At 66.3% G+C, this 22,841-nt stretch carries 26 protein-coding genes and 2 pseudogenes; 19 read left to right on the forward strand and 9 right to left on the reverse strand.

Translation table 11 applies throughout. The features are described from left to right. Nucleotides 1–101: 101 nt before the first annotated feature. The 7 genes from GGD82_RS02015 to GGD82_RS02045 all read left to right on the forward strand — a co-directional run bounded on the left by GGD82_RS02015 (nucleotide 102) and on the right by GGD82_RS02045 (nucleotide 5,084). Nucleotides 102–980, forward strand: coding sequence for a D-amino-acid transaminase (locus GGD82_RS02015; protein ID WP_150060442.1), 879 nt, complete (start codon nucleotides 102–104; stop codon nucleotides 978–980). Next, on the forward strand, nucleotides 977–1,708 hold the full coding sequence (locus GGD82_RS02020) for an HAD family hydrolase (protein WP_150060441.1): 732 nt from the start codon (nucleotides 977–979) through the stop codon (nucleotides 1,706–1,708). Before GGD82_RS02015 ends, GGD82_RS02020 begins: the two co-directional genes overlap by 4 nt. A gap of 156 nt (nucleotides 1,709–1,864) precedes the next feature. Continuing rightward, nucleotides 1,865–2,119, forward strand: a complete 255-nt coding sequence (gene hfq / locus GGD82_RS02025) for an RNA chaperone Hfq (protein WP_150060440.1) — start codon at nucleotides 1,865–1,867, stop codon at nucleotides 2,117–2,119. Between the two features lie 75 nt (nucleotides 2,120–2,194). Then, complete coding sequence (gene hflX, locus GGD82_RS02030) at nucleotides 2,195–3,511, forward strand: GTPase HflX (RefSeq protein WP_150060803.1); 1,317 nt, start codon at nucleotides 2,195–2,197, stop codon at nucleotides 3,509–3,511. Nucleotides 3,512–3,585: 74 nt separating this feature from the next. Then, on the forward strand, nucleotides 3,586–3,855 hold the full coding sequence (locus GGD82_RS02035) for a hypothetical protein (protein WP_150060439.1): 270 nt from the start codon (nucleotides 3,586–3,588) through the stop codon (nucleotides 3,853–3,855). A 43-nt stretch (nucleotides 3,856–3,898) separates the two neighbouring features. Beyond that, complete coding sequence (locus GGD82_RS02040; RefSeq protein ID WP_150060438.1) at nucleotides 3,899–4,708, forward strand: inositol monophosphatase family protein; 810 nt, start codon at nucleotides 3,899–3,901, stop codon at nucleotides 4,706–4,708. A gap of 10 nt (nucleotides 4,709–4,718) precedes the next feature. Beyond that, nucleotides 4,719–5,084, forward strand: coding sequence for a hypothetical protein (locus tag GGD82_RS02045; protein WP_150060437.1), 366 nt, complete (start codon nucleotides 4,719–4,721; stop codon nucleotides 5,082–5,084). A gap of 23 nt (nucleotides 5,085–5,107) precedes the next feature. Here GGD82_RS02045 and GGD82_RS02050 read toward each other — a convergent pair whose 3' ends face one another. Beyond that, nucleotides 5,108–5,788 carry a CHAP domain-containing protein gene (locus GGD82_RS02050; RefSeq protein ID WP_150060436.1) on the reverse strand — a complete coding sequence of 227 codons (681 nt, stop codon included), beginning with the start codon at nucleotides 5,786–5,788 and terminating at the stop codon, nucleotides 5,108–5,110. Between the two features lie 756 nt (nucleotides 5,789–6,544). Between GGD82_RS02050 and GGD82_RS02055 the strand changes: the two genes are divergently transcribed. Further along, nucleotides 6,545–6,928 carry a hypothetical protein gene (locus GGD82_RS02055; RefSeq protein ID WP_150060435.1) on the forward strand — a complete coding sequence of 128 codons (384 nt, stop codon included), beginning with the start codon at nucleotides 6,545–6,547 and terminating at the stop codon, nucleotides 6,926–6,928. 24 nt (nucleotides 6,929–6,952) lie between these two features. On the opposite strand, the gene GGD82_RS02060 is transcribed toward GGD82_RS02055, so the two are convergent. After that, complete coding sequence (locus tag GGD82_RS02060) at nucleotides 6,953–7,768, reverse strand: enoyl-CoA hydratase (protein WP_150060434.1); 816 nt, start codon at nucleotides 7,766–7,768, stop codon at nucleotides 6,953–6,955. 431 nt (nucleotides 7,769–8,199) lie between these two features. Here GGD82_RS02060 and GGD82_RS02065 point away from each other — a divergent pair, with 431 nt between their 5' ends. From GGD82_RS02065 to GGD82_RS02080, 4 genes are all read left to right on the forward strand, one after another. Continuing rightward, entirely contained in the window at nucleotides 8,200–8,688 is a 489-nt protein-coding gene (locus GGD82_RS02065) for a PaaI family thioesterase (RefSeq protein WP_150060433.1), read from the forward strand. 186 nt (nucleotides 8,689–8,874) lie between these two features. Continuing rightward, complete coding sequence (gene rplM, locus GGD82_RS02070) at nucleotides 8,875–9,339, forward strand: 50S ribosomal protein L13 (RefSeq protein WP_150060432.1); 465 nt, start codon at nucleotides 8,875–8,877, stop codon at nucleotides 9,337–9,339. 2 nt (nucleotides 9,340–9,341) lie between these two features. Next, nucleotides 9,342–9,857 (forward strand): 30S ribosomal protein S9, encoded by a 516-nt coding sequence (gene rpsI, locus GGD82_RS02075; RefSeq protein WP_150060431.1) that lies wholly within the window; start codon nucleotides 9,342–9,344, stop codon nucleotides 9,855–9,857. A 255-nt stretch (nucleotides 9,858–10,112) separates the two neighbouring features. Further along, a complete protein-coding gene (locus GGD82_RS02080; RefSeq protein ID WP_170284089.1) occupies nucleotides 10,113–10,949 on the forward strand; it encodes a GSCFA domain-containing protein in 837 nt (278 codons plus the stop codon). 125 nt (nucleotides 10,950–11,074) lie between these two features. On the opposite strand, the pseudogene GGD82_RS02085 reads toward GGD82_RS02080, so the two are convergent. Both GGD82_RS02085 and GGD82_RS02090 read right to left on the reverse strand, forming a co-directional pair. After that, nucleotides 11,075–11,455, reverse strand: a pseudogene (locus GGD82_RS02085) (transposase); the annotation flags it as partial. A gap of 102 nt (nucleotides 11,456–11,557) precedes the next feature. Then, a pseudogene (locus GGD82_RS02090) lies at nucleotides 11,558–12,123 on the reverse strand (transposase); the annotation flags it as partial. 177 nt (nucleotides 12,124–12,300) lie between these two features. Here GGD82_RS02090 and GGD82_RS20930 point away from each other — a divergent pair. The 5 genes from GGD82_RS20930 (at nucleotide 12,301) to GGD82_RS02110 (ending at nucleotide 16,735) form a co-directional block, all read left to right on the forward strand. Beyond that, nucleotides 12,301–12,432, forward strand: coding sequence for a hypothetical protein (locus GGD82_RS20930; RefSeq protein ID WP_260178158.1), 132 nt, complete (start codon nucleotides 12,301–12,303; stop codon nucleotides 12,430–12,432). 123 nt (nucleotides 12,433–12,555) lie between these two features. Beyond that, entirely contained in the window at nucleotides 12,556–13,065 is a 510-nt protein-coding gene (locus GGD82_RS02095) for a FixH family protein (protein ID WP_150060427.1), read from the forward strand. A 31-nt stretch (nucleotides 13,066–13,096) separates the two neighbouring features. After that, nucleotides 13,097–15,613 carry a heavy metal translocating P-type ATPase metal-binding domain-containing protein gene (locus GGD82_RS02100; RefSeq protein ID WP_150060426.1) on the forward strand — a complete coding sequence of 839 codons (2,517 nt, stop codon included), beginning with the start codon at nucleotides 13,097–13,099 and terminating at the stop codon, nucleotides 15,611–15,613. Further along, on the forward strand, nucleotides 15,610–15,804 hold the full coding sequence (ccoS, locus tag GGD82_RS02105) for a cbb3-type cytochrome oxidase assembly protein CcoS (protein WP_150060425.1): 195 nt from the start codon (nucleotides 15,610–15,612) through the stop codon (nucleotides 15,802–15,804). Before GGD82_RS02100 ends, ccoS begins: the two co-directional genes overlap by 4 nt. 127 nt (nucleotides 15,805–15,931) lie before the next feature. Then, nucleotides 15,932–16,735: a Crp/Fnr family transcriptional regulator gene (locus tag GGD82_RS02110; protein ID WP_150060424.1), complete on the forward strand. Its 804-nt coding sequence runs from the start codon at nucleotides 15,932–15,934 to the stop codon at nucleotides 16,733–16,735. Between the two features lie 28 nt (nucleotides 16,736–16,763). Here the strand turns inward: GGD82_RS02110 and GGD82_RS02115 are convergent, their stop codons facing one another. After that, complete coding sequence (locus GGD82_RS02115; RefSeq protein ID WP_150060423.1) at nucleotides 16,764–17,375, reverse strand: CGNR zinc finger domain-containing protein; 612 nt, start codon at nucleotides 17,373–17,375, stop codon at nucleotides 16,764–16,766. A gap of 98 nt (nucleotides 17,376–17,473) precedes the next feature. Here GGD82_RS02115 and GGD82_RS02120 point away from each other — a divergent pair, with 98 nt between their 5' ends. After that, entirely contained in the window at nucleotides 17,474–18,286 is an 813-nt protein-coding gene (locus GGD82_RS02120; RefSeq protein ID WP_150060422.1) for an alpha/beta fold hydrolase, read from the forward strand. Nucleotides 18,287–18,312: 26 nt separating this feature from the next. Here the strand turns inward: GGD82_RS02120 and gpt are convergent, their stop codons facing one another. Beyond that, the gene (gpt, locus tag GGD82_RS02125) at nucleotides 18,313–18,828 is read right to left on the reverse strand and encodes a xanthine phosphoribosyltransferase (protein ID WP_150060421.1); all 516 of its coding nucleotides are present in this window, start codon (nucleotides 18,826–18,828) and stop codon (nucleotides 18,313–18,315) included. A 167-nt stretch (nucleotides 18,829–18,995) separates the two neighbouring features. Between gpt and GGD82_RS02130 the strand changes: the two genes are divergently transcribed. Then, the gene (locus tag GGD82_RS02130) at nucleotides 18,996–20,591 is read left to right on the forward strand and encodes a gamma-glutamyltransferase family protein (RefSeq protein WP_150060420.1); all 1,596 of its coding nucleotides are present in this window, start codon (nucleotides 18,996–18,998) and stop codon (nucleotides 20,589–20,591) included. Nucleotides 20,592–20,623: 32 nt separating this feature from the next. Here the strand turns inward: GGD82_RS02130 and GGD82_RS02135 are convergent, their stop codons facing one another. The 3 genes from GGD82_RS02135 to GGD82_RS02145 form a co-directional block, all read right to left on the reverse strand. Then, on the reverse strand, nucleotides 20,624–21,079 hold the full coding sequence (locus tag GGD82_RS02135) for a hypothetical protein (RefSeq protein WP_150060419.1): 456 nt from the start codon (nucleotides 21,077–21,079) through the stop codon (nucleotides 20,624–20,626). Continuing rightward, on the reverse strand, nucleotides 21,076–21,738 hold the full coding sequence (locus GGD82_RS02140) for a hypothetical protein (protein ID WP_150060418.1): 663 nt from the start codon (nucleotides 21,736–21,738) through the stop codon (nucleotides 21,076–21,078). Before GGD82_RS02140 ends, GGD82_RS02135 begins: the two co-directional genes overlap by 4 nt. 123 nt (nucleotides 21,739–21,861) lie before the next feature. Then, nucleotides 21,862–22,809 (reverse strand): LysR family transcriptional regulator, encoded by a 948-nt coding sequence (locus tag GGD82_RS02145; protein ID WP_150060417.1) that lies wholly within the window; start codon nucleotides 22,807–22,809, stop codon nucleotides 21,862–21,864. Nucleotides 22,810–22,841: the final 32 nt, after the last annotated feature.

Raw genomic sequence — 22,841 nt, forward strand, 5'->3', positions numbered from 1 at the left:
TGCGCCCTCCGGGCATTCCCTTGCGCGCCGATCTGCTATAGATCCAGAACGCCCGCCAAGGCTCCCACCCCGACCGATCCCGCCCGCCTTCTGGAGGCCCCATGTCTCGCGTTGCCTATGTCAACGGCCGCTATCAGCCGCACGCCGTCGCCGCCGTCCATATCGAGGATCGCGGGATGCAGTTTTCCGACGGCATTTACGAGGTCGTAGCTGTCGTCGATGGTCACCCGATCGACCTCAGCGGGCATATCGCGCGCCTGGACCGCTCGCTGACCGAGATGCGGATCGCCCGGCCAATGCCCTCGCGCTCGCTGCGTCTTGTGATGCGCGAACTGGTGCGGCGCAATCGGCTGTCGAATGGTATCGTCTACATCCAGGTGAATCGGGGCGTGTATCGCCGCGATCATCCGTTCCCGCCGGCCCATGTCGCGCCTTCCCTGGTCATGACCGTCCGGTCGGGCGTGGGACCGTCCCGCACGGCGATCGAGAACGGGGTGCCCGTCATTACCATGCCGGATCGCCGCTGGGCGCGGCGCGACATCAAGTCGGTGTCGCTGCTGCCGAACGTGCTGGCGAAAGAAGCCGCGCACGAAGCCGGGGCATGGGAAGCCTGGCAGGTGGACCGCGACGGGTACATCACAGAGGGGGCGTCGACCAACGCCTGGATCGTTTCCCGGGATGGCGCGCTGGTCACCCGGCCGTTGAACGACGACATCCTCGCCGGCATCACCCGCCAGAGCTTGCTGGCGTTGGCCCGGGCCGACGGCATGACGGTGGAGGAGCGGCCGTTCACGGTCGAGGAAGCCAAGGCCGCCCGTGAGGCCTTCACCAGCAGCACGACCCTGTCCGCCCTGCCCGTGGTGCGCATCGACGACGCGGTAGTCGCCAACGGCGTCCCCGGCAGTCTGACCCGTCGCCTGCGGGAGCTATACGCCGCCCATATCGCCGGTGCCGGCCGAGAGGACTGGTTGCCGGAATGACCCTCACCGTACCCACGACCGCGACGAGGACCGGCGAACCGACGGACCCGCCGGCCCCGACGGCCATTCTGTTCGACTGGGACAACACCCTGGTCGATACGTGGCCGACGATTCATCAGGTTGTGAATGTCCTGATGACGCATATGGGCCATCCGACCTGGACGCTGGAGGAGACCAAGCGGCGCATCGGCCCCTCGATGCGGGATGTCTTCCCGACGATGTTCGGGGACCGCTGGCAGGAGGCGGGCGAGGTGTTTCTTTCGGCCTTCCGGGCGATTCACCTGGAGCAGCTTGCCGTCCTGGACGGCATGGAGCCGATGGTGCGCGGTCTGGCGGAGCGCGGTGTTCCCATGGGCATCGTCAGCAACAAGACCGGCGCTTTGCTGCGTCGGGAGATCACCCACCTCGGGTGGGACGATCTGTTTTTCGCCAGCGTGGGGGCGGGCGACGCGACGCGGGACAAGCCCGCTCGCGACGCCGTGGACCTCGCGCTCGCCACCGCGCCCGGCGGACCGTTGCCCCTGGACGCCCGTGTGTGGTTCGTGGGGGACAGCCCGACCGACATGACGTGTGCCGAGACCTGCGGTTGCACGCCGATTCTGTTGCGGCGGTGGGCACCGGAGGACGGCGAGTTCGATCTCGTTTCGCCTCTTGTGCATCTTTCCCATGGCGACCACCTTTTGACCATGGTGGATGCTGCGCGCGCCGCACGCCGCGCTCACGCCTGAACGACAGCGATGGTTCGAGACCTCCGGCGCGGAGGCTCCGGCGTGTCCGGGACTCGGCGGGCCGATGGTTGTCGCAACAACGGCAGGGTGGCACACGAAATCCGACACATAACGACATAACAACATCACAAGAAAAAACGGAAAAGGAGCCTCTGCATGCCCCAGGAGAAATCCCAGAACGTACAGGATGTATTTCTAAATTACATCCGTAAGAACAAGACGCCCGTGACAGTCTTTTTGGTGAACGGCGTTAAGCTTCAGGGTATCGTCACCTGGTTTGACAATTTTTCTTTGCTGCTGCGCCGCGATGGACATACCCAGCTTGTCTATAAGCATGCGGTGTCGACCATCATGCCCAGCACGCAGATTCAACTGTTCGAAAACAAAGGCGAGGAAGGAGCCGAAGCCTAGTCCGTGGCCACACCCACCAAATTCGAATACGACGGGCCGCCGGCCCCCACGCGGGCCCTGGTCGTGCATCCCCAGATGCGCACCACCGCCGCAGCGGCCGCGCAGACGCGTGACCCCGATGTCCGCCTTCAGGAGGCGGTCGGTCTGGCTCGCGCCATTCATCTGGACATCGTGGTGGAGGAGATCGTTCCGGTCTCCCGTCCGCGTCCAGGAACCCTGTTCGGCGGCGGGGCGGTCGATCGCCTCGGGGAAATCGTGACGGCCGAGGAGATCGGCGTCGTCATTGTCGACAACCATCTATCCCCGGTGCAGCAGCGCAACCTGGAGCGCGCGTGGTCTTGCAAGGTCATCGACCGCACCGGGTTGATCCTGGAAATCTTCGGCGAGCGTGCCCGCACCCGCGAGGGTCAGCTTCAGGTCGAACTGGCGCATCTGTCGTACCAGCGCAGCCGTCTGGTCCGAAGCTGGACCCACTTGGAACGCCAGCGCGGCGGCCTCGGCTTCGTCGGTGGTCCGGGTGAAACCCAGATCGAAATCGATCGACGCTTGATTGGGGAACGCATCGCGCATCTGCGCAAGCAACTGGATGAAGTCGCCCGCACGCGCGACCTACACCGGGCGGCGCGGCGGCGGGTGCCGTATCCCATCGTCGCGCTGGTCGGCTACACGAACGCGGGCAAGTCCACGCTGTTCAATAAGGCAACCCGCGCGGACGTGCTGTCGAAAGACATGCTGTTCGCCACCCTCGACCCCACCATGCGCGGCCTGACGCTGCCCTCGGGGCGGACGGTCATCCTGTCCGACACCGTGGGCTTCGTTTCAGACCTGCCCCATGAGCTGGTTGCGGCTTTCCGCGCCACTCTGGAGGAGGTCCTGGAGGCTGATGTCATCGTGCATGTGCGGGACATGGCCTCGCCAGACTGCGAACCGCAGAAAGGCGATGTCGAGGCCGTTCTGCGGGACCTCGGGGTTGGCGATAAGGTCGACGCCGGCTTGATCGAGGCGTTCAACAAGATCGATCGCCTGAACGACGAGGAACGCGCGGCGCTGCAGGCGGCGATCCGAACGCCCGAGACGCAGGTCGCCGTCTCGGCGGTGACGGGGGAGGGCGTCGACGACCTGGCACGGGCGGTGGACCGCGTGCTGTCCGCCGGCCGGATCGAGGTGGACGTGGATCTGGACCTCGCGGACGGCGCGACGCTGGCGTGGGTGTATCGCCGGGGCGAGGTTCTGGATCGGACGGACGGCGACGACGCCGTGCATGTCCGCGTGCGTCTGGATCCGCCGGATGCGGAGCGGCTGCGTCACACGTTGGGCCTGTCCGCGCCACACGACGCCGACGGACTTCCGGTGGCATCGGATGGGGCGGGGCGGGTCGCGGCCACACGGTAGAAGGCGGCCCCTTGCCGGAGGGCGTTGTCTACTAGTAGACTTGCGGTTCACCGTCCCGGCCGCCGGTATGGATCATGGCCACACGCACGTCGCAGCGCCGATGGCGCAGCAAGAACCATCTGGTCAAGCGCCAGCTCAATGTCATGGCGCGGGATCTGGTTCATGAGTACCTGGACGAGATCGCCTCGGCCCATGAACTGCGGGGCAAGGGGGAGGCGGTCGCGTTCGCGGCGTTCGCGGTTCGGTTGCTCATGCAGCACGCCGAGCATGACCCGGCGGCGGCGCAACGCCTGACCGATCTGCGCGAGAGTTACCATCGGGATCGGGAATTGTATCAGGGGTGAGGGGCCGCGGTCGCTCGCCTCGTCTTTACCGAAACGGATCGTCATGCCCCGCGCCCTTCCCATCGAAGCCGTCTCCAGCCTTCTGCGCGATGTCGCGGCGGCGGAGGTCCTGCCCCGCTTCCGCAACCTGTCCGACACCGAGATCCATGCCAAGACCTCGGCCCAGGACGTCGTGACGCTGGCGGACCTCGAAGCCGAAAAGGCGCTGTCGGCGCGTTTGCCGGATCTTCTGCCCGCGTCCACCGTCGTGGGGGAGGAGGCCGCCTACGCGGATGCGACGATTCTGGAGCGCCTGTCGGGCGACGGACCGGTCTGGGTCATTGATCCGGTCGATGGGACGGGCAATTTCAGCAAAGGCATCGCCGCGTTCGGGATGATCGTCGCCTTGGTGGACAAGGGCGAGACCGTCGCGGGTTGGATCCTGGATCCGATCGGGGACCGGCTGGCGATCGCGGAGCGCGGCGCCGGCGCGACCGTCAACGGAACGCCGGTTCGCATCGACACCGCCGCGACGCGCATGAACACGTTGAAGGGCTGCGCCTTCGGCCCGCGCGGCAAGGCGCTGCGCGGGCGGGTCGGCCGCTTGATCCATATCGGCAGCGCGGCGCAGGTGTACCTGGACCTTGCCGAGGGGCGACTTCAGTTCGCCGCATACTCCCGTCTCATGCCCTGGGATCACGCCGCCGGTACGCTGCTGTTCGCCGAGGCCGGCGGGCACCTTGGGCTGCTCGACGGCCAAGCGTACGCGCCCACCGTGCACCAGGGGGATCTACTGCTGGCGCCGAACGCTGCCGTATGGGCCGATATGGCCGACCTGCTCCGGGGTTCGGGGATGGTCGGGGCCTTGCGGTAAGGGGGCGACGATGCTCGGTCTCTTCGGCCTGTTCGGGCGGGCGCGTGAAATCCAGACCCTGGACGCTGCTGTGCGTGAGGAGGGCCTTCATCCCCGCCTGGTGCCGGATGCCGTGAAGATGACAGTGGTCCGGCTGGTTAAGGGCGAGGGGCTGGACGATGTCATACCGGCGGCCCCCCTGCTGGCGTATGCGATGCTTGGGCCGGAAGACCATGCGGCGGCCGTGGGCGAAGCTCGGTCGGCGGAGGCACGGGCCCGCCTCGAGAAGGCCATCGCGGCGGAAACCAGCCTTGATGCGCGTCTCGTCCTGCTGTGTCTGGAGGCGGGCGTCCTTCACCCGGATGTCGTCGCCGACTATGACCTGGAACGGGCCTGATCCCCGATTCAGCACAGACGGTCTCAGAACAGGCGGCGCATGGCCGATCGTGCCGAAGCGGACGCGGGCGCCGACGGGCGCGACGACACGCGCGGCGTTGGCGCTGCGGGCGTCGCAGCGGACGCATCGGCAACCCGGATATCCGGCCGCGACCGGTCCGGATAGATGAAGCCCAACGCCGGATACACCCGCCCATACCCGCCAACGGCCGGATGCTTGAACCGGACCTCGCTCCAGTCATTGGCCTCAGAGACGTCCTTCACCGGCATATTCGTGTAGACGCGCCCGCGCGTCGCCGAATTCCAGCCCCAGTTTGCGTGGCTGACACGGATCTCGCGCGGTCCCTCGATCCCAGTTACGACGGCGACATGGCCGTCGCTCAAACGGCGATCCGGTTTCAGGGCCAGAACGGCGTAGGGCGCCGGCTGGCGGCCACGCTCATACCGGCCGGCCGCCTGGGGCCACCAGGTGTCGGCATCGCCCCAGATCTGAACCCCGGAAATCTCACGCGCATAGGGTACGCACCACACGAAGCTCTCGGTTCCAGAGTAGGCCGCGACGGGATACTGACCCTCGCCCACATCCGCCGGACCACTGCTGCATGCGGCCAGAAGCAGCAGCGCGGCGCCAACGCAGGCCGGGCGCGCGGCAGGGGAGGGGAGGGGGCGCCGTGTGCGCGCCCGGGACGTCCGTTTTGTCAGCATGATCCTGCCATTCAACGGTATGGCTGATACAGTGCTAAAAAATATCCATATAACACATTGAAGTCAAATAATATTCTTGTTTTAGCCAGAAACTTGCCGCAAGGGCGACAGGGGGGGTGACCTGTCGAGGGCATGACGGTGCCATGCTTCGGGATGTGAGATGTCCGGGTGAGAGGGGCATGGACGGGGACACCGAAGCCCAGTCACCGCCGACGGTCACGCCGGTGGCCGCGGCCCGCGACGACGCGGGCCACCGTGAGCGGTGTGTGCACGGGGGTGCTCGTCATCACCCTGGTTTTTAATCGGGGTCATCTTCGCCAGCGCCCCCCGGACGCCGAGTTCGGAGTCGTCCGTGGGGAGGGCGCCGCGCCGGCCGTGGCGGAGTGAAAGGTGCGGGACCGCTGGCGGGGCCTGATGCACCTCTGGCGCGATCGAAATAGGGGACCGTGCGCTCGGCACACAATGACGCGACTACACCCATTGCGCGGCATGGCTTATATTTCTCTTGCAGAACGGGCCGCGAGCCGGTTAGCCAAAGGACTCGTGCGCGCTTCATGATCGAGGCCGGTGTGGTTGTTCCGGCGTGGGCACGGTCGCCTGGGCTGCTGCATCTGGGCGTCGGGCTGGGCAACGAGATCACAGTTGTCGGCGGCACGGTGGCGACTGTGGCCCCCGCTGCCGAGGGGAGATGATCGGATGGGCCTTCAAGCTGGTGCGTGGACATTCCAAGTGGGCAGCCCGCCTCTGGATGCCGTGATGGCTGCGCTTCGCGAGCAGACGGGGCTCGACCTGACGCCAACCTACGACGAGGACGGTGCGCTGAGCTCTGTGGAGGCCCCGCAAGTGCGGTCCATGCTTCTCCACTGGGCCCGGAGCGACCACCGCATCGCCGTCAGCACGCCGATTCCGCTGAATCCCTATCTATGGAGCCACCTGGACACGGCCATGATGAGTCTCGGTGGCGTGTTCGATAGGTCGGACGACATCGTTTCAGCCCCGGAGCCGCTGCGCCCGGCCTTCGACCGTCCGTGGTCGGCGCTGACATGGCGCCAGCGCGCGCTTCTCGGGCGGCCGTTTCTTCGCGAGATCGGCCCGCTCCGAGAGGGGATTGTTCAGCGACGCGGGGGCCCTCGCTCCTAATCTGCATAACCAAGCCGACGGGGCTTATTCCCCCGCCCAATGGGGTTCGCGTTTCTCCAGGAAGGCGTCGATGCCCTCTTCGGCGTCGTGAGCCAGCATGTTTGTTGTCATGACGTCACTGGCGTAGGCATAGGCGTCGGCCAGGGGCATGTCGAGCTGACGGTGGAACGCCTCCTTGCCTATGGCCAGGGTCAGCGGCGACTTGGACGCGATGCCGGTTGCGAGTTCGGTAACCGCCGCATCCAGCGCGGCCGCATCCGGCACGACGGCGTTCACCAAGCCGGCGGCCTTGGCCTCCACCGCTGTGATCGGCCGGCCGGTCAGCAGCATCTCCATGGCGGTTTTTCGGCCGACGTTCCGCGACAGCGCCACCATGGGCGTGGAGCAGAACAGGCCGATGTTGACGCCCGGGGTCGCGAAGCGGGCGTGTTCCGTCGCCACGGCGAGGTCACAGGTTGCGACAAGCTGGCAGCCGGCCGCCGTCGCCATCCCCTGCACCTTGGCGATCACCGGCTTCGGCAGGCGCACGATGGACAGCATGAGGTTCGAGCACTGCTGGAACAGCGCCTCGTAGAAGGCGCGGCCTGGGTTCGCCCGGACTTCCTTCAGATCGTGACCGGCGCAGAACGCGGGGCCGTTCGCCGCGAGGACCACGACCTTGACTGTGTCATCGACGGCGATGGCGGCAAAGGCGTCCTGCAACGCTGTCATCAGATCAACCGACAGCGCGTTACGCGCGGCCGGGCGGTTGAGGATGAGCGTCGCGATGCCGTCGGCATCGTCGCGCAGCAAAAGCGGTTCCATGGTGCCGGTGTCCTCCGGTGCAGGGGCAGTGGTCATGGCGGTCCTCTCGCGGTGAACCGGTGGTGGGAAGGGCCCGGAGTCGCGACGAGCGCGCGCTCCGGACATCGTGCACGGCGACCTGGATAACACAACGCGTTCGGCGGCAAACCTCGATCGACGGGGTGTGAAACTCACACACCACGTCGACACATTCCCGCTGCCCGCCAAACACCGTGCTGTCGGCATTCAGGAGCCGGACATCCGCCGTCAGCCCCATGCTATAGACCCCGTCCGCCCACGTGTAGGGCAGGCCGGAGGGTTCGATACAGAGATGGGGGAGGGGCGACCATATGGGAGGCATCCGGCCCGCGGCGATAGCGCCTGAACGCGGTCGCTGCCTCGCGCGCGTACGCGTGTTCCATACGGTGCCGTCTGGATGTAGACTGGCTCCCTTCGTCCCACAGATGCGAATGGAACGATACCCAGCCATGTCGCGTATTTCACTGCCCGAGTTCACGGCCATTCTGGACCGGGAGCTGCCGATTACACGCCTGTTGGGGATCCGGACCGAGGCCATCGAGCAGGGCTACGGGCGGCTGCGCATGGCGTTTAATCCCGACCTCGTCCGGCCCGGCGGCACCGTGGCGGGGCCGGCCATGATGGCCTTGGCCGACATCGCCATGTACGCGGTGGTGCTCAGCCTCCTTGGGCCGGTGGAACTGGCGGTGACGACCAACCTGTCGATCAACTTCCTCCGCAAGCCGGAGCCAGGGGACATCGTGGCGGAAGCCCGGTCGCTGAAGGGCGGCAAGCGGTTGATCGTGGTCGAGGTTGAACTGTATGCCGAGGACCCGGACAGCGCGGACGGGCGCGCCCTGGTCGCGCACACGGTCGGAACCTATTCGGCCCCGCCGTTGCCGGATCCGGAAGCCGTGGGGGAGGCCATCCAAGCCGGGGACTGGTCTAAGGTACCCTGATACCATAGCTCTAGCTTTCTGATTTGGCCGTTCTTTTTCGCGTTGACATGGTCCGTTTCGATGGCATAGTGCGCGCCTCGATCCGGGCGGCCGTGTCAGCGCCCCGGGCCCGTGCGCCCGCCCGATCCCCGCCATTCCCGCCGTGCCGTTCCACGCGCCGGCGCTCGTACGCGGACGGAGAGCCGAATGAAAACCTATTCCGCCAAGCCCAGCGAGGTGGAGCGCAAGTGGTACCTGATCGACGCCGATGGCGTCGTTCTGGGCCGGCTTGCCGCCACCGTCGCGAACATCCTGCGCGGCAAGCACAAGACCATGTTCACGCCGCACATCGATACCGGCGACCACGTCGTGATCATCAACGCTGACAAGGTGCGCCTGACCGGTCGCAAGGTCACGCAGAAGCGCTTCTACTGGCACACCGGCTATCCGGGTGGCATCAAGAGCAAAACCATGGAGCAGATCCTGGGTGGGAACCACCCCCAGCGCGTGGTCGAAAAGGCCATCGAGCGCATGGTGCCCAAGGGTCCGCTCGGCCGGTCCCAGCTCAAGAAGCTGCGCGTCTATGCCGGCGACGAGCATCCGCACGCCGCCCAGCAGCCGGAGGTCCTCGACCTGGCCGCGCGCAATCCCAAGAACAAGAGGAGTGTCTAAGCATGGCCGACGAGCGTACGGGCCTGGAAGGCCTGAAGGACGCGATGCGCGCCCAGCCGGCCGCTGCCGCCGCCTCGGCCGGTGAGCCGACCCCCGTCGCCGGTGACGCCCCGCAGCCGATCCGGGATTCCTTTGGCCGTGCCTATGCGACGGGTCGCCGCAAGAACGCCGTCGCCCGGGTGTGGGTGAAGGCCGGCAGCGGCCGCATAACCGTCAACGGCCGCGACGTGACGACCTACTTCCCGCGCCCGGTGCTGCGGATGGTCATCAACCAGCCCTTCGTCGTCACCCAGACGATGGGCCAGTTCGATGTCATCTGCACCGTCAAGGGTGGTGGCCTCTCCGGGCAGGCCGGTGCTGTGCGCCACGGCCTCAGCCACGCAATGGGGCGCTGGGACCCGAGCTTGCGGCCGCCGCTGAAGGCACAGGGCTTCCTGACCCGCGACTCCCGCGTCGTGGAGCGTAAGAAGTACGGTAAGGCCAAGGCGCGTCGGAGCTTCCAGTTCTCCAAGCGCTGACGCTTTTGGCCCGGTGCCTGGTTGTCGGGCGTCCGAGGCCACAGAAGAATGGGGCCGCTCCCTTCTGGGGGCGGCCCTTTTTCGTGCGCCCAGGACCACCCCTGGCGTTTCATCGTTTCTTAAGCGGACAACGGCACTCTCGTGTAAGCGAAAACAGCCAATGCAAAGAGGGGCGACCGGATGCGAACACGGCTTCGAACCGGAGATCCGGGCTTCTCGTTGGGTCTTATGCGGTTTCCTCGAACGCTGCGATCGATGGAAGAGTTCATCCGCTTTTTTCTGGAGCAGGGCGTTCGCGGATACGCACCCGATACGCCCATCATCGACCGAGAGACCCGGCTGGTCACGATCGGGTCCTGTTTTTCGGCTCATGTCGCCCAGGCGCTGGGACGGGCCGGATTGTCCGTCACGAATTACGAAATGAGCGAGCGCATCTTTTCCACATTTGCGCTCCGCGAATTCCTGGACGGCCTGATCGCGGGGAAGGTGTCCGAAGACCTGATCGATGACGTTCCGGAAAACCGCGCCAACATCCAGGGCATTCGCGATCAGCTTGAAGCGGGTGCAACGGTTATTGTAACCCTTGGCCTTGCGGCATGCTGGTTCGAGGTCGGGACCGACCGCCTCGTCCACACGATCATGCCAAAGCATGGTCGCGACATGGTGAGACTGGGCGGGGCCGATTACTTGGCGAAGCAGCTCCGTCGTTTCGAAATGCGTCTGACCACCGTGCAGGAGAATGCCGAGAATCTCAGGACGGTGATCCGGACGATCCAGGCCCTGAACCCGGACAATCAGATTGTCCTAACGGTCTCTCCGGTACCCCTCCAGCTTAGCTATACCGATCAGCCCATGCTGACCAGCGACTTCCACTCAAAGGCGACCCTTCGCATGGCGGTGTCGGAGATCGAGGCGGAGGCCCCGCCGAAGGTCTACTACTATCCATCCTTCGAAATTGTTCGTTGGGCCGCGCCGCACCTGCCGTTCGACCTATGGGGGTCACCTCAAACGGACGGCGATCCGCGTCACATCGACCCAGGAATGATTGAGCTTGTCATCAAGGCATTCTTGACCAATTATGCCCGTCTGTAATGCGGGAACGTTCTATTCTTTCGCCTCAGCATTTGGTGCCCCGTTCGCGGTAGAAGGCGCCATACCATGCGACGGCATTTTGGTCTGGACCCGTCTGATTTTTTTCTATTGGTCACATTCAGTCCCTAGGGCCAGTTGAACAATCTCGGTAGCCATAGCGTGGCGGCGGCCAGGTGCATGAAACCAAGGAAGGATTTGGCAGTCTTGTCGTATCGGGTGGCGATGCGGTTGCGGTCCTTGTATCGCAAGACATTGCATGTAATCGGCTGCGCGCGGTTGGCGCGGGGCGGGATCGCCGACAGGATGCCGCAGAACAGCAGGGTGTCGCGGACGATATCGCCATCATAGTCTTTATCTGCGAGCAGCATGCGCGGTGTGGCGATCGGCAACGCCATCAGGTCTTCGGCCGCCCGATAATCCGAGACTTCGCCACCGGTCAGCTTGAAGCCAAGAGGACGTCCCTGATCGTCTGCGTGGGCGTGGATTTTGCTCGTAAAGCCGGCGCGGCTTCGACCAAAGCTGTCCTTATGAGTCCCCTTTTTGCGCCTGTTGCCAGTCTTGGGTCAGACCGAGATCAACGGTACCGTCCAGGATCTTTCGCACATTTCATCCACGTCCTTCTGCGCTGCCTTGCCGGGTTTGTCCGGCCAGATCTCGGCCGCGGCTTTGCCTTGCTTGATCGCCGCCTTCTCGCCGTCGTCCAGGCGTTGGCGGGGTGCCTGGCCTGGATCAGGCTTGCGTCCAGGATCTGGCCCGACATCGCCAGATAGCCCTTGTCGGCCAGCAGCGCGTCAAACCGGCCGAACAGTGTCTTGATGGCGCCCGCCTGGGTCAGGTGTTCGCGAAACAGCCAGATCGTTGTCGCGTCCGGAACCGCCTCGCCGGGACCCAGGCCCAGAAAACGCATGAAGGTCAGCCGATCCCAGATCTGGAACTCGGCCTGCTCGTCCGACAGACCGTATAGCGCCTGCAGGATCAGGATCTTGAACATCAGGGTGGGGTCATACGGTGGCCGGCAGCCCCTGGCGCCGTCGGATCGTTTAAGCGCCTTCACCAACCGGTAACGGAACAGCTCGAAGTCCACCACCGCCGCCAGCTTCTCAAGCGGATCCCCCGCCTTGCTCAACGGCGCGTATCGGTCTTCCAGATCGAAGAAACCAAGCTGACCCGCCATGCCGCACCTCCCCGCAGGCTGCCATCAGGGAATCACGTTAGGCGCCGCTTCAACAGCGGTTTTTCGAGGTGTCTGATCCTCTCAACATGAACGTCCTGTAATCCAAGTTCGGTGCCCTGCTGTGCTCTACGGTTGGATTGTGCCTCTTGGCATTTTTTGTATATTATACTGTCGCATATGCACGCGCTTCAGTTGAAGCTCTACCATGGCGTTGAGGCCAGCTTTCCCTTTGATGCGGCCGCCAAGACCATGGCGGTCGTCTTCCTGGTCTGGCGGGTCGGCGCCATCATCGTCCACGCGCGATCCTGATTGGTCCTCCAGCGCGGCCCGCGCTTGGCCCGCCTGCCGCGATGCGGTATTCAGGGAGTCGGAGACTCGGACACTCGAGTCGCCGGTTTTTCCCAGGCTAATTGGCATGGAGCCGGTCGATCGATGAGCGGCAGCACGATCACAACACGCCAGCGCGGCTGGTGGATTCCCTATACATTCGTCTTCGGGTTCGTCGTGGTGCTCGGCGCCAATCTGGCGATGCTGTATTTCGCAACATCGACCTTTTCCGGCCTGAGCACGCAGCACGCCTACGTCGAGGGCTTGGCCTACAACGACAAGGTTGCAGCGGAAGCTGCGCAGAACGCGCTCGGATGGACCTGGACGGTCGATCTCGACGCCGTCCCGCCCGGGCCGGGCGATGAGCGCCGAGCCACGGTTCGGATCGACGGCCGCGACGGCAGCGGGGATCCGCTTGATGGTGCGACGGTGACCGCCGAGATCCGCCGCCCCGCAGAACAGGGATTCGACCAGACGGTGACGTTCCAGCCGGCCGGACCCGGTGCGTATGAGGCCGCCGTGGATTTGCCGAAGCCGGGGCTTTGGGACGCCGTGTTCACAGCCCGCGTTGGATCGGACACCTACACGCTGCGACGTCGGTTCCGGACGGAGTGATGGGGTGGTCGCCCATCCAACGGGTGTGACTATGGCGGAGCCCCACCCCGTCGAGCCAGACTCGGCCCAACCGTCGGCTGATCCGGTGGGAACCCACTGCTGTCATTGCGGCGAACCGATCACGGATGACGGCAGTGCGGCCGGACGGCCGGGGTTCTGCTGCACCGGGTGTGAGGCCGCGTTCAAACTGGTGAACGGCCTCGGTCTGGACCGCTACTATGAACGCCGCTGCCTCGACCCCGACACTCGGGCGTTGAAGCCGGAGAGCGATCCCGATGCCATTCCGGACTACACGCCTCACCTATCTGAGGGGGCTCAGGGGGGCGAGGTTACGCTGCCCCTCCTCGTCGAAGGCTTGCACTGTGCGGCCTGCGTCTGGCTGATCGAGCGCCTGTTGACCCTGCAGCCCGGGGTCGCGCAAGCCCGCGTGAACATGACCACGCGGCGGCTCACGCTGCGCTGGACGCCCCAGGCGGATCAGGGCGATACGACGGCCCCGGATCGCGGCGCCCGCCGGATCCTGGATCCGGTGCTGACGGTGGGCTACCGCCTCGTGCCCTACGACCCGGCGACGCTCGATCAGGACACGGACCGAACCGAAAAGGCGCTGCTGCGGGCCATGGCCGTCGCCGGGTTCGCGGCCGGCAACATCATGCTGTTCTCGGTGTCGGTGTGGTTCGGCGGCGACATGGACCCGGCGACGCGGGATCTGATGCACTGGCTTTCGGCGGTGATCGCCGTGCCCGCCATCGGCTACGGCATCCGGCCGTTCGCGCGTTCGGCGGTCGCCTCGCTGCGGGCCGGGCGCGCCAACATGGATGTGCCCATCACGCTGGCGGTGTTGCTCGCGGCAAGCATGAGCCTATGGGAGACGGCGCGCGGCGGGCCCCATGCCTATTTCGACGCGGCCGTGATGCTGCTGTTCTTCCTGCTGATCGGGCGCTACCTGGACAGCCGGGCACGCGGCCGGGCGCGGTCGGCTGCGGCGTATCTCCTGGCCCTCGGCGGTCGGGCGGTGACCGTGATCGGGGCGGACGGAGCAACGCGCGCGTCTCGGCCGGATCAGGTGCCGGTGGGGGCCACCGTGTTGGTCGCGGCCGGGGAGCGCGTCGGCATTGATGGCGTGGTGGCGACGGGCGTCAGCGATCTGGACGGCAGCCTCATTACCGGCGAAACCCTGCCCGCCCGCGCCGGACCGGGCACGCGTGTCTTCGCCGGTACGCTGAACCTGTCGGCGCCGCTGCGCGTCAAAGTCGCGGCGGTGGGGGAGCAGACGCTGCTGGCCGAAATCGTCCGCATGATGGAGGCGGCCGAGCAGGGGCGGGCGCGCTATGTCGCATTGGCCGACCGGGTGGCGCGCCTGTATGCCCCGGTGGTGCACGGGCTGGCGCTGTCCGCCTTCTTCGGCTGGTGGCTTGTGGGCGGTTTGCCCTGGCAGGAGGCCCTGTTGATCGCCGCCGCCGTGCTCATCATAACCTGCCCCTGCGCTTTGGCGCTGGCGGTGCCTGTGGTTCAGGTGATTGCCAGCGGGCGTCTGCTTCGATCTGGCGTATTCCTGAAGAGCGCAACGGCCCTGGAACGCCTGACGGAGGCGGACACCGTCGTGTTTGACAAGACCGGCACCCTGACGCGCGGCCAATTGGCGTTGCGCCCGGGGGGGCTGGACACGGCGGGTAGCGGGGGCGGGTGGACGCCGGACGATCTGCGGCTGGCGGCGGGACTCGCGGCCAACAGCCGTCATCCCCTGGCCCGGGCGGTGGCGGCGGCGGCGCCGGAGACGCCCCCGTTTGGCGACGTGCGCGAGCACCCGGGGGAGGGCCTGTCCTGGGCAGATCCCACCGGTGCGCCCCAGGTTCGTCTGGGTTCGGCGGTGTTCTGTGGAGTGGATGGTACCCGTGGCGACCACCCGGGCGCCCATGCTGAGGGGCCCGAGCTATGGCTGCGGCGGGGGCATGCCGCGCCGGTGTGCTTCCGGTTTACGGATTCTCTGCGGTCGGACGCGGCGGCTGTGGTGGCCGAACTGCGCGCGCGCGGCGTGGCCGTCGAGCTACTCTCCGGCGATCGGACGGAGACCGTGGCGGCGGTGGCCTGCGCCGCGGGCGTGGAGACATGGCACGCGGGCCAGACGCCGGCTGGGAAGGTCGCTCGTCTGGAGGCGTTGCGGGCCGAAGGGCGCCGAGTGCTGATGGTCGGGGACGGCCTCAACGACGCGCCGGCCCTGGCGGCGGCCCATGTCTCCGCGTCGCCCGCCAGCGCCGTGGATGTCAGCCAGACGGCGGCGGACCTGGTCTTTCAGGGCGAGCGCCTGGCCCCCCTGCTGGAGTCGATGGATGTGGCGGTTCGGGCCGACCGGCTGGTGAAGCTGAACGTCGGGTTTGCCTTTGCCTACAATGCCGTAACGATCCCGCTCGCGCTGGCCGGTCTGGTCACGCCGCTGATCGCGGCGGCGGCCATGAGCACGTCCTCCCTCATCGTCATCGGCAATGCCTTGCGGCTGTCGCAGAGAGGGACTGCGTTGCGCACTGAAAAAGGGGGGAGCGCGTCGTGAACGCCCTGTTGTTCTTGATTCCGCTGGCCCTGCTCCTCGGGCTGATTGGCCTGGCCGCGTTCCTATGGGCGTTGAAGAGCGGCCAGTTCGACGATCTGGACGGGGCCGCGCATCGCATTCTGTTCGACGACGACGACGACGAGGATGGGCCGGGCGGCCAGAATACGCCGCCTCCGCCGTCGCGTCGGTAGGCTCCGGCCTCCTCCCTTCGAACGTCTGCCAAAGAAGGCCTAGGAATACCCGCGTCCCGTGCTATCAGTTGATCTGTATCAAGTGAACCCAGAGACACCGTGCGGCGTCCGTAGGAGGCTGGACCAGATGACCCGTTCAAGCGCAACCGCCGCCCGTCTTGATTCGGCCTCCGGGCTTGTCACGACCCGGGAGCGGTGGCCGGGGGATACGCTGGCGCGGGTCGATCAGGCCGATCGCGGCAACGGACCCTGCGGGCATTGCGACCTGGGCACGCTGGCGTTCTGCGATGGCTTCGCCCGGCGCACCGTGACCTCCTTGATGCGCGTGCAGTGCACCCTTCGGTTCGAGGCCCATGACACCCTCTTTCGAGAGGGGGATACGGGCGTGGCCGTGTTCAACGTCGTGTCGGGCGCCGTGAAGGTCTACAAGCTGATGCCGGACGGCCGCCGCCAGATCACCGGGTTCTTTTTCCGCGGCGACATGTTCGGGTTCTGCCTCGACGGTGATTACGCCTACACGGCGGAGGCGGTGACGCCCCTGTCCGTCTGCCGCCTGCCGATGCAGCGGCTCCACGAGTTGTCGGAGACGGCGCCGGAGGTGCAGCACCGGATCCTGCTGCGCATGACGGCGAAGCTGGCGCAGTTTCATGATCATGTGCTGTTGCTGGGGCGGAAGACGGCGCGCGAGCGGGTGGCCACGTTCCTGCTGGCGCTGTCGGAGCGGGCGCGGCGGAGGGGCGATCCGGCGTCGCCGATTCCCCTGGCGATGGGCCGGGTCGACATCGCCGATTACGTCGGCCTAACCGTCGAGACCGTCAGCCGGACCATGACGGCATTCAAACGGGAAGGGCTGATCGACCTGCCCAGCCCGAATCACGTCGCGATTCCGGACACGCAGGCCCTGCGCGCCGCCAGCGACGGCAGCGCCTAAGTGCGCGACACCTCCGGACCGCGCGCCCCTATCTCTTGCCGCGAAAGCGTTCGATCTTGGCGCGGTTGCCGCAGGTCTCCATGCGGCACCAGCGTCGCCCGGCTCCACGCCCGTGATTCAGATAGAGCGCAGTGCACCGGCCGCACTCCCGCAGACGCCGGAAGTCCGGGCGCGTCAACAGAGCGCCGAGCGCGACACAAAGCCGGGCGCGCAGGGTGGCGAGTCCGGCCCGGTCCACCGGCACCAACCACTGGATCGCGGAGTCGTCGCCGCTCGCCGGCCAGAGAAGCTCAGCGTGGTTTACCCCCCAGCGCACAGTGTCTGCCAGCCAGGCGCGATCCTCGCCGGTCGGCGCTCCCTCCGCTGCGACTCCGCTGAGCAGAGTCCAGAGGCGTTCCCGAAAGTCCAGGAGAGCGGCGTGTTCCGCCGCGACGGCCTTCGGATCACTCCCATCCGGGACATCGGACAGGTGGGTGCGTTCGGCCTGGGTCAGGAGGTCCGCCCGTTCCGCCCAGTCCAGGGTGACCGCCCAGGTCGGTAAGGCATTGCGCTCACGCGTTTTCAGCTCGTCGTCGATCGTGTTCAGGAAGTCGAGCACGATATGACCGCTCTGGGGGACGTGTTGCTGCCAAGCGTGCATGATTCGGCGTAACCCATATTAGGAAAAAAGAGGTTGCGGCGCGTGATCGCACCCTGTAACCCTATCACGGTCAATTACGGTTACAAGGGAGTGCCGCCATGATTCCGTTGGAGCATCGGTTCACGTACGAGGGGCGGTCCGTGGCCTGGGGCCGTGTCGGCACCGGCGCACCGCTGGTGTTGATCCATGGGTTCCCCTGGTCCGCGCAGGCGTGGCGTCGCGTGGTGCCCTGGCTGGCCCCGCATCGCACCGTGTACGTGTTCGACATGATTGGCTGCGGTCAGTCCGACAAGGGGCCGGGCATATCGGTGGCCCCTGAGGTGCAAAGCCGCCTGCTGGCGGCGCTGGTGAAGCACTGGGAGCTGGACGCGCCGGAGGTCGCGGGTCACGACTTCGGCGGTCTGGCGGCCTTGCGGGGCTATTTCATGGAAGGGCTGCGCTACAGCCGCCTGACTCTGTTCGACGCGGTGGCCGTGTTGCCGTCCGGATCGTCCTTTTTCGCCCACGTACGTGAGCACGAGGCAGCGTTCGCAGGACTACCACCGTATGCCCACGCGGCCCTGTTCCAGGCGTATATCGGGGCCGCCGCGCATCGCCCGCTGTCCGACGAGGCCCGAGCGACCTACTTGGCGCCCTGGCATGGCCGGACCGGGCAGGCGGCGTTTTACCGCCAGATCGCCCAGGCCAACGAGACGGCCATTGCAACGGTCCAGGACCGCTACCGGTCACTCGACTGCCCGGTTCATCTCGTGTGGGGGGCGCACGACACCTTCATTCCGGTGACCCAGGGCGAGGACCTGCGGAACCGCCTTACGGCGAACGACCTGACGGTGGTGCCCCACGCCGGCCACGCCCTCCAGGAGGACGCGCCGGAAGCGATGGTGGCGGCCTTGCTGCGTCCGGCCGCATAAAGCGGCCGAATAGCCCGAGCCACGTCCTACTCCGACAGGTCGCTCACCAGACTGGCGCGGGCCAGCGGCTCGTTCGGGCGCAGTTCTGCGTCCCAGGGGAACAGAAGCCAGAGTTCGCTCTTCACCGGCACGGCGAACAGGTCGACGGTCTGCTGGCCTTCCGGCTTGGCGTAGACGGTGGCGATGGTGGCCTTGGGCAGCAACTCGCGCACGACCCGAGCGGTCAGGCCCGAGTCCACCAGATCGTCGACCACCAGCCAGTTCTCGCCGTCCCCGACCAGGTCGGTGTCCACCCCTTTCAGCATACGTGGCTTGCCCTGGGATCGATCGTCGTAGCTTGCGATGCTGACCGCCTCGACGGTCCGGATGTCCAGTTCGCGCGCAATGATGCACGCCGGAATCAAACCACCACGGGCAATGGCGATGATGCCGTCAAAATGGTCGCGCGCCGCGAGAATACGTTGCGCCAACATCCGAGTGTCCCGGTGAAAGATCTCCCAGGGGATCGGCATATAGATACTGTGGGTGTAGTCCTTGGCCATGGGCTCTGTCCGTTTCAGGGCGGGCGAGGGAGAGCCTTGAATACCCTCCCGGCCGCCGGGGGGCAACCGCTGCCGTATCGCGGGATACGCGCACGAGGCTCTGGACGTTAGGCCCACAAATCCCCCATACAGGGATGGACTTCGATACGCCATCGGATGGACGCTGTATGTTGCACACCCTCATGGCCGGACGGGGCATGGTTACGGCGCCCCATCATCTGGCGGCCCGCGCGGGCCTTCGCGTGCTGGAGGAAGGCGGAAACGCGATTGAGGCCATGGTCGCCGCCGCCGCCACCTCCGCCGTTGTTTACCCCCATATGACCGGTCTCGGCGGAGACGGCTTCTGGCTGGTCGCACGCCCGGGGCGGGCGCCGCTGTCGATCGAGGCCTGCGGTGCCGCCGGGCGCGCTGTTACGCCCGACGTCTACACGGCGCGGGGCCTCGACCACATTCCACGGCGGGGACCTCTGGCCGCGAACACGGTCGCCGGAACCGTGTCGGGCTGGAGTTCCGCCCTCGACATCAGCCGCCAGCACTGGGACGGCAACCTGTCCCGGGCCCGCCTCTTCGAGGACGCGATCTATTACGCCGAGGCCGGCGTGCCGATGGCCGAGTCCGTCGCGGACACGGCCGGGCGGGTGGCCGACGAGATGGCCGACCTACCGCACTGGAAGGCGTTGTTTCTCGAGGAGGGCGGGCAGGCACCCGCGCCGGGCGCCTGGATGCGCAACCCCGCCCTGGCACAGACGCTGCGCCGGTTGGCGGAGCGGGGCCTGGACGACTTCTATCGCGGCGACGTCGGCCGTGCCATTTCGGCGGACCTGAAGGCGCAGGGCAGCCCGCTGGTCTCGGACGATCTGGCCAGTCACCGGTCGGTGCGGCGCCGGCCGCTCGCGCTGAAGCTGGCCGAGGGCACCGTCTACAACACCCAACCGCCGACTCAGGGCCTGGCGTCCCTGATGATCCTGGGCCTGTTCGAACGCCTGGGCATCACGGAGGCTGAGGGCTTCGACCACATTCACGGCCTGCTGGAGGCGACCAAGTGCGCCTATGCCCTGCGGAACCGGCATGTGACCGATCCGCGCTACATGGCCGTGCACCCGACCACCTACCTCTCCGACACCATGCTGGACCAGACCGCCGCGACCATCGATCGGACGCGGGCCGCACCCTGGCCGACACCGGCAATGGAGGGAGACACCGTCTGGATGGGCTGCGTGGATGGCGCCGGGCGCGCCGTCAGCTTCATTCAAAGCTTGTTCCAGGGGTTCGGCTCCGGTGTCGTGCTGCCGGAGACCGGCTTGGTCTGGCAGAACCGGGGCATCGCGTTCGGGTTGGACCCGGCCGAGCCCAACGTTCTGATTCCCGGCCGCCGGCCGTTCCATACCCTGAACCCGCCGATGGCCCGCCTTCGCGACGGCTCGGTTCTGGTCTACGGCACCATGGGTGGCGATAGTCAGCCGCAGATTCAGGCGCAGCTGTTCACCCGTCATGTCCAGTTCGGGCAGTCGTTGCAAGCCGCCGTCACGGCGCCACGCTGGCTGCTGGGCCGGGACTGGTCCGGCGCGGCGCACGACGTGAAGGTCGAGGCGCGCGTTGACGAGGCCGTGGTCGCCGCGCTGGAGGCCGCAGGCCACCGGATCACCCGGATCGACGGCTTCGACGAGCTCGCCGGCCACGCCGGCGCCATCCGCCGCCGCCCCGACGGTGTGCTTGAAGGAGCCACCGACCCGCGCGCCGACGGTATCGTGGCGGCGTTCTGATCCGGCCTGAATGCTCCAGGGTACGGGCGGTGTTATTCGGGCACCTTGACTACGCTGAGGTCGCAGCGCTCTGGTCCCGTCGCGTCCCAGTTCGGCGTGAATGGTGTTCTCGCCGATAGCGTCCGGCCGGACTCAAGGTGAATCGTATCGCCATCCCAGGCCGTAGGCGGGTCGTCGACCAGCGAGACGGCGCCACCGCCCGATGCCTCGAAAGCCCCCTGGTATTCCAGCGAGGGCGTCGTCTCAAAGAAAATGCAGCCGCGCATCCAGCCCACCGGGTCAGAGTCCACACGCTGGAGGAGCATGTAAACGCCGCCATCCGCCCCCCCGACCCAGAGGGCGTCGGTGGGTACGTGGGCCGGACGGTCGTCCACTCTCGAATCCTCGTTCGTCCAGATGACCTTGACGGTCAGGAGGCCGACCACCAGCGCCGCGACAAGCCCGACGCCCAGGACCAGAGATCGGGGTGCGGTGCGTCCTTTCATCATGGGTAGATGGACTCCAGTTTAAATGTGCGCGTGCGCGGGTCGTAGTCAAGATCTAGGAAATGGTCTTGCAGTTGTCCCACGTATCCATTGGGTCTGGGATCCCAATAGGAGGGCATTTCGATATCGCCGGCGGCCGCGACCTCGATCGCGAAGGTCAAGCAGTTGTTGCCGGTGATGCTGTACGGGGTCCGGCTCGGCTGAGTGTTGGCGCGTTTCCTCTGTTCCGCGAAGTCCCGCATTTTGAGGAACCCGCCGGGGGCGGCGATGTATCCGGCGGAGATCCGGCCATTGTGGCCGGACTTGTGGGAGATCTCACGGAGAACATTGGCGAGCGATTCTCGGGTGGGGTACCCGTTGTCGCCCATCTTGACGTTCGGAATCCGAACGTTGCGGACCATCCCAAGCCCGGCCGCATCATATCGGCCATATTCATAGTATTTGGTCATGCCATCCTGGCCGCGCAGGATCAGCACGCCAGCATGGCCCAGATTTTCGACGCGCTGTTTCGTCCCCTCGATAGTGAAATTGTCGATATCGAGGCCAGGGATCAGATCAACCTTCACCTTTGGCGTGGTGACGGTGATCCGATAGGCCGGAAACACGACCGGTATTACCGCCTCAGGGGCTTTGGTGCCTTGAGGGGATGGAGGACGGCCCATGGCATGGCTCGCATTTTGATGCGCGCTGAGGACATTTGTTGACTGGGAGACTATGTCGAAAGGAATAGGTGCACAACCGGGGTGTTCATACGGGGCGCCTTATCGTGGATAAAGGGTGTCGCGTCACATCTGGGCCGGCGGCGAGGCCCCTTCCAGACGGGGCAGGAACGCGCCATTCAGCCCGACCACGAAATCCCGGAACACCTCGGCGGCGGGAGTCAGCGTCTCATCGGCACGGTGGATCAGATACCAGTGTCGCATGATCGGCAGGCGGGGCAGGGCAAGCGTGATCAGTTTGCCCTCGGCCAGTTCCGAATGGACCGTGTGCGCGGACAGAAGCGCGATGCCGAGGCCGGCCATCACGGCCTGCTTGATGGTCTCGTTGGAGGCCATTTCCACCACGCGATAGGCCCGCCCGCCGCCCAGGCGATCCAGTTCCCGCATCATCAGGGTCCGTGTGCCGGATCCGATTTCCCGCGCCAGGAAGGTTTCGGACAGCAGCGCCTCCGCGTCGGCCTCAGGCCGGCCCGCCTGCGGATGGTCGGGGGGCGCGATCAGAACGTAGGGATGCGGCCCCAGCCGATATGCGATAACGTCGAGGTCCTCGGGTCCGCGCCCCATCACCGCCAGATCGATGCCGCGCGCGTGCAGCGCCTCGACGGTTTCGTCGCGGTTGCCGACCACCAGATGGAGCGTGATGCCGGGCGCAGCCTTGTTGAACCGGGCCACGAGTCGGGGTGCGAAGTACTTGCCGGTGCTCACCACGCCCAGGCGCACAAGCCCGGCCGCCCCGTCCTTGAGGGAGTCGATCCGCTCCTCGCAGCGGGACAGGGCCGCCTCGATCAGGCCGGCGGCACGCAGAAGCTCCTCGCCGACCTCCGTGGGCCGCAACACCTCGCCGGAGCGGTCCAGGATAGGCGCGCCGACCAACGCTTCCAGCGTCTTGAGCTGGGTTGAGACCGCCGGGGCGGTCAGGTGCAGGCGTTCGGCGGCACTGGCGATCGTGCCCCGCCGCAACACTTCGGCGAACCCCCGCAGATGTTTCAGGGTGACATCCCGCGCGACAGACATAAATTTAATTTACGCTCCCGAAGAAAACTTTC

Source organism: Roseospira marina (genome assembly GCF_014197855.1).
Taxonomy (GTDB): domain Bacteria; phylum Pseudomonadota; class Alphaproteobacteria; order Rhodospirillales; family Rhodospirillaceae; genus Rhodospira; species Rhodospira marina.

Coding starts and splice junctions, on each gene's coding strand:
- GGD82_RS02015 (WP_150060442.1), top strand. CDS start 102: ATGTCTCGCGTTGCCTATGTCAACGGCCGCTATCAGCCGCACGCCGTC.
- GGD82_RS02020 (WP_150060441.1), top strand. CDS start 977: ATGACCCTCACCGTACCCACGACCGCGACGAGGACCGGCGAACCGACG.
- hfq (WP_150060440.1), top strand. CDS start 1,865: ATGCCCCAGGAGAAATCCCAGAACGTACAGGATGTATTTCTAAATTAC.
- hflX (WP_150060803.1), top strand. CDS start 2,195: ATGCGCACCACCGCCGCAGCGGCCGCGCAGACGCGTGACCCCGATGTC.
- GGD82_RS02035 (WP_150060439.1), top strand. CDS start 3,586: ATGGCCACACGCACGTCGCAGCGCCGATGGCGCAGCAAGAACCATCTG.
- GGD82_RS02040 (WP_150060438.1), top strand. CDS start 3,899: ATGCCCCGCGCCCTTCCCATCGAAGCCGTCTCCAGCCTTCTGCGCGAT.
- GGD82_RS02045 (WP_150060437.1), top strand. CDS start 4,719: ATGCTCGGTCTCTTCGGCCTGTTCGGGCGGGCGCGTGAAATCCAGACC.
- GGD82_RS02050 (WP_150060436.1), bottom strand. CDS start 5,788: ATGCTGACAAAACGGACGTCCCGGGCGCGCACACGGCGCCCCCTCCCC.
- GGD82_RS02055 (WP_150060435.1), top strand. CDS start 6,545: ATGGCTGCGCTTCGCGAGCAGACGGGGCTCGACCTGACGCCAACCTAC.
- GGD82_RS02060 (WP_150060434.1), bottom strand. CDS start 7,768: ATGACCACTGCCCCTGCACCGGAGGACACCGGCACCATGGAACCGCTT.
- GGD82_RS02065 (WP_150060433.1), top strand. CDS start 8,200: ATGTCGCGTATTTCACTGCCCGAGTTCACGGCCATTCTGGACCGGGAG.
- rplM (WP_150060432.1), top strand. CDS start 8,875: ATGAAAACCTATTCCGCCAAGCCCAGCGAGGTGGAGCGCAAGTGGTAC.
- rpsI (WP_150060431.1), top strand. CDS start 9,342: ATGGCCGACGAGCGTACGGGCCTGGAAGGCCTGAAGGACGCGATGCGC.
- GGD82_RS02080 (WP_170284089.1), top strand. CDS start 10,113: ATGGAAGAGTTCATCCGCTTTTTTCTGGAGCAGGGCGTTCGCGGATAC.
- GGD82_RS20930 (WP_260178158.1), top strand. CDS start 12,301: ATGCACGCGCTTCAGTTGAAGCTCTACCATGGCGTTGAGGCCAGCTTT.
- GGD82_RS02095 (WP_150060427.1), top strand. CDS start 12,556: ATGAGCGGCAGCACGATCACAACACGCCAGCGCGGCTGGTGGATTCCC.
- GGD82_RS02100 (WP_150060426.1), top strand. CDS start 13,097: ATGGCGGAGCCCCACCCCGTCGAGCCAGACTCGGCCCAACCGTCGGCT.
- GGD82_RS02110 (WP_150060424.1), top strand. CDS start 15,932: ATGACCCGTTCAAGCGCAACCGCCGCCCGTCTTGATTCGGCCTCCGGG.
- GGD82_RS02115 (WP_150060423.1), bottom strand. CDS start 17,375: ATGCACGCTTGGCAGCAACACGTCCCCCAGAGCGGTCATATCGTGCTC.
- GGD82_RS02120 (WP_150060422.1), top strand. CDS start 17,474: ATGATTCCGTTGGAGCATCGGTTCACGTACGAGGGGCGGTCCGTGGCC.
- gpt (WP_150060421.1), bottom strand. CDS start 18,828: ATGGCCAAGGACTACACCCACAGTATCTATATGCCGATCCCCTGGGAG.
- GGD82_RS02130 (WP_150060420.1), top strand. CDS start 18,996: ATGTTGCACACCCTCATGGCCGGACGGGGCATGGTTACGGCGCCCCAT.
- GGD82_RS02135 (WP_150060419.1), bottom strand. CDS start 21,079: ATGATGAAAGGACGCACCGCACCCCGATCTCTGGTCCTGGGCGTCGGG.
- GGD82_RS02140 (WP_150060418.1), bottom strand. CDS start 21,738: ATGGGCCGTCCTCCATCCCCTCAAGGCACCAAAGCCCCTGAGGCGGTA.
- GGD82_RS02145 (WP_150060417.1), bottom strand. CDS start 22,809: ATGTCTGTCGCGCGGGATGTCACCCTGAAACATCTGCGGGGGTTCGCC.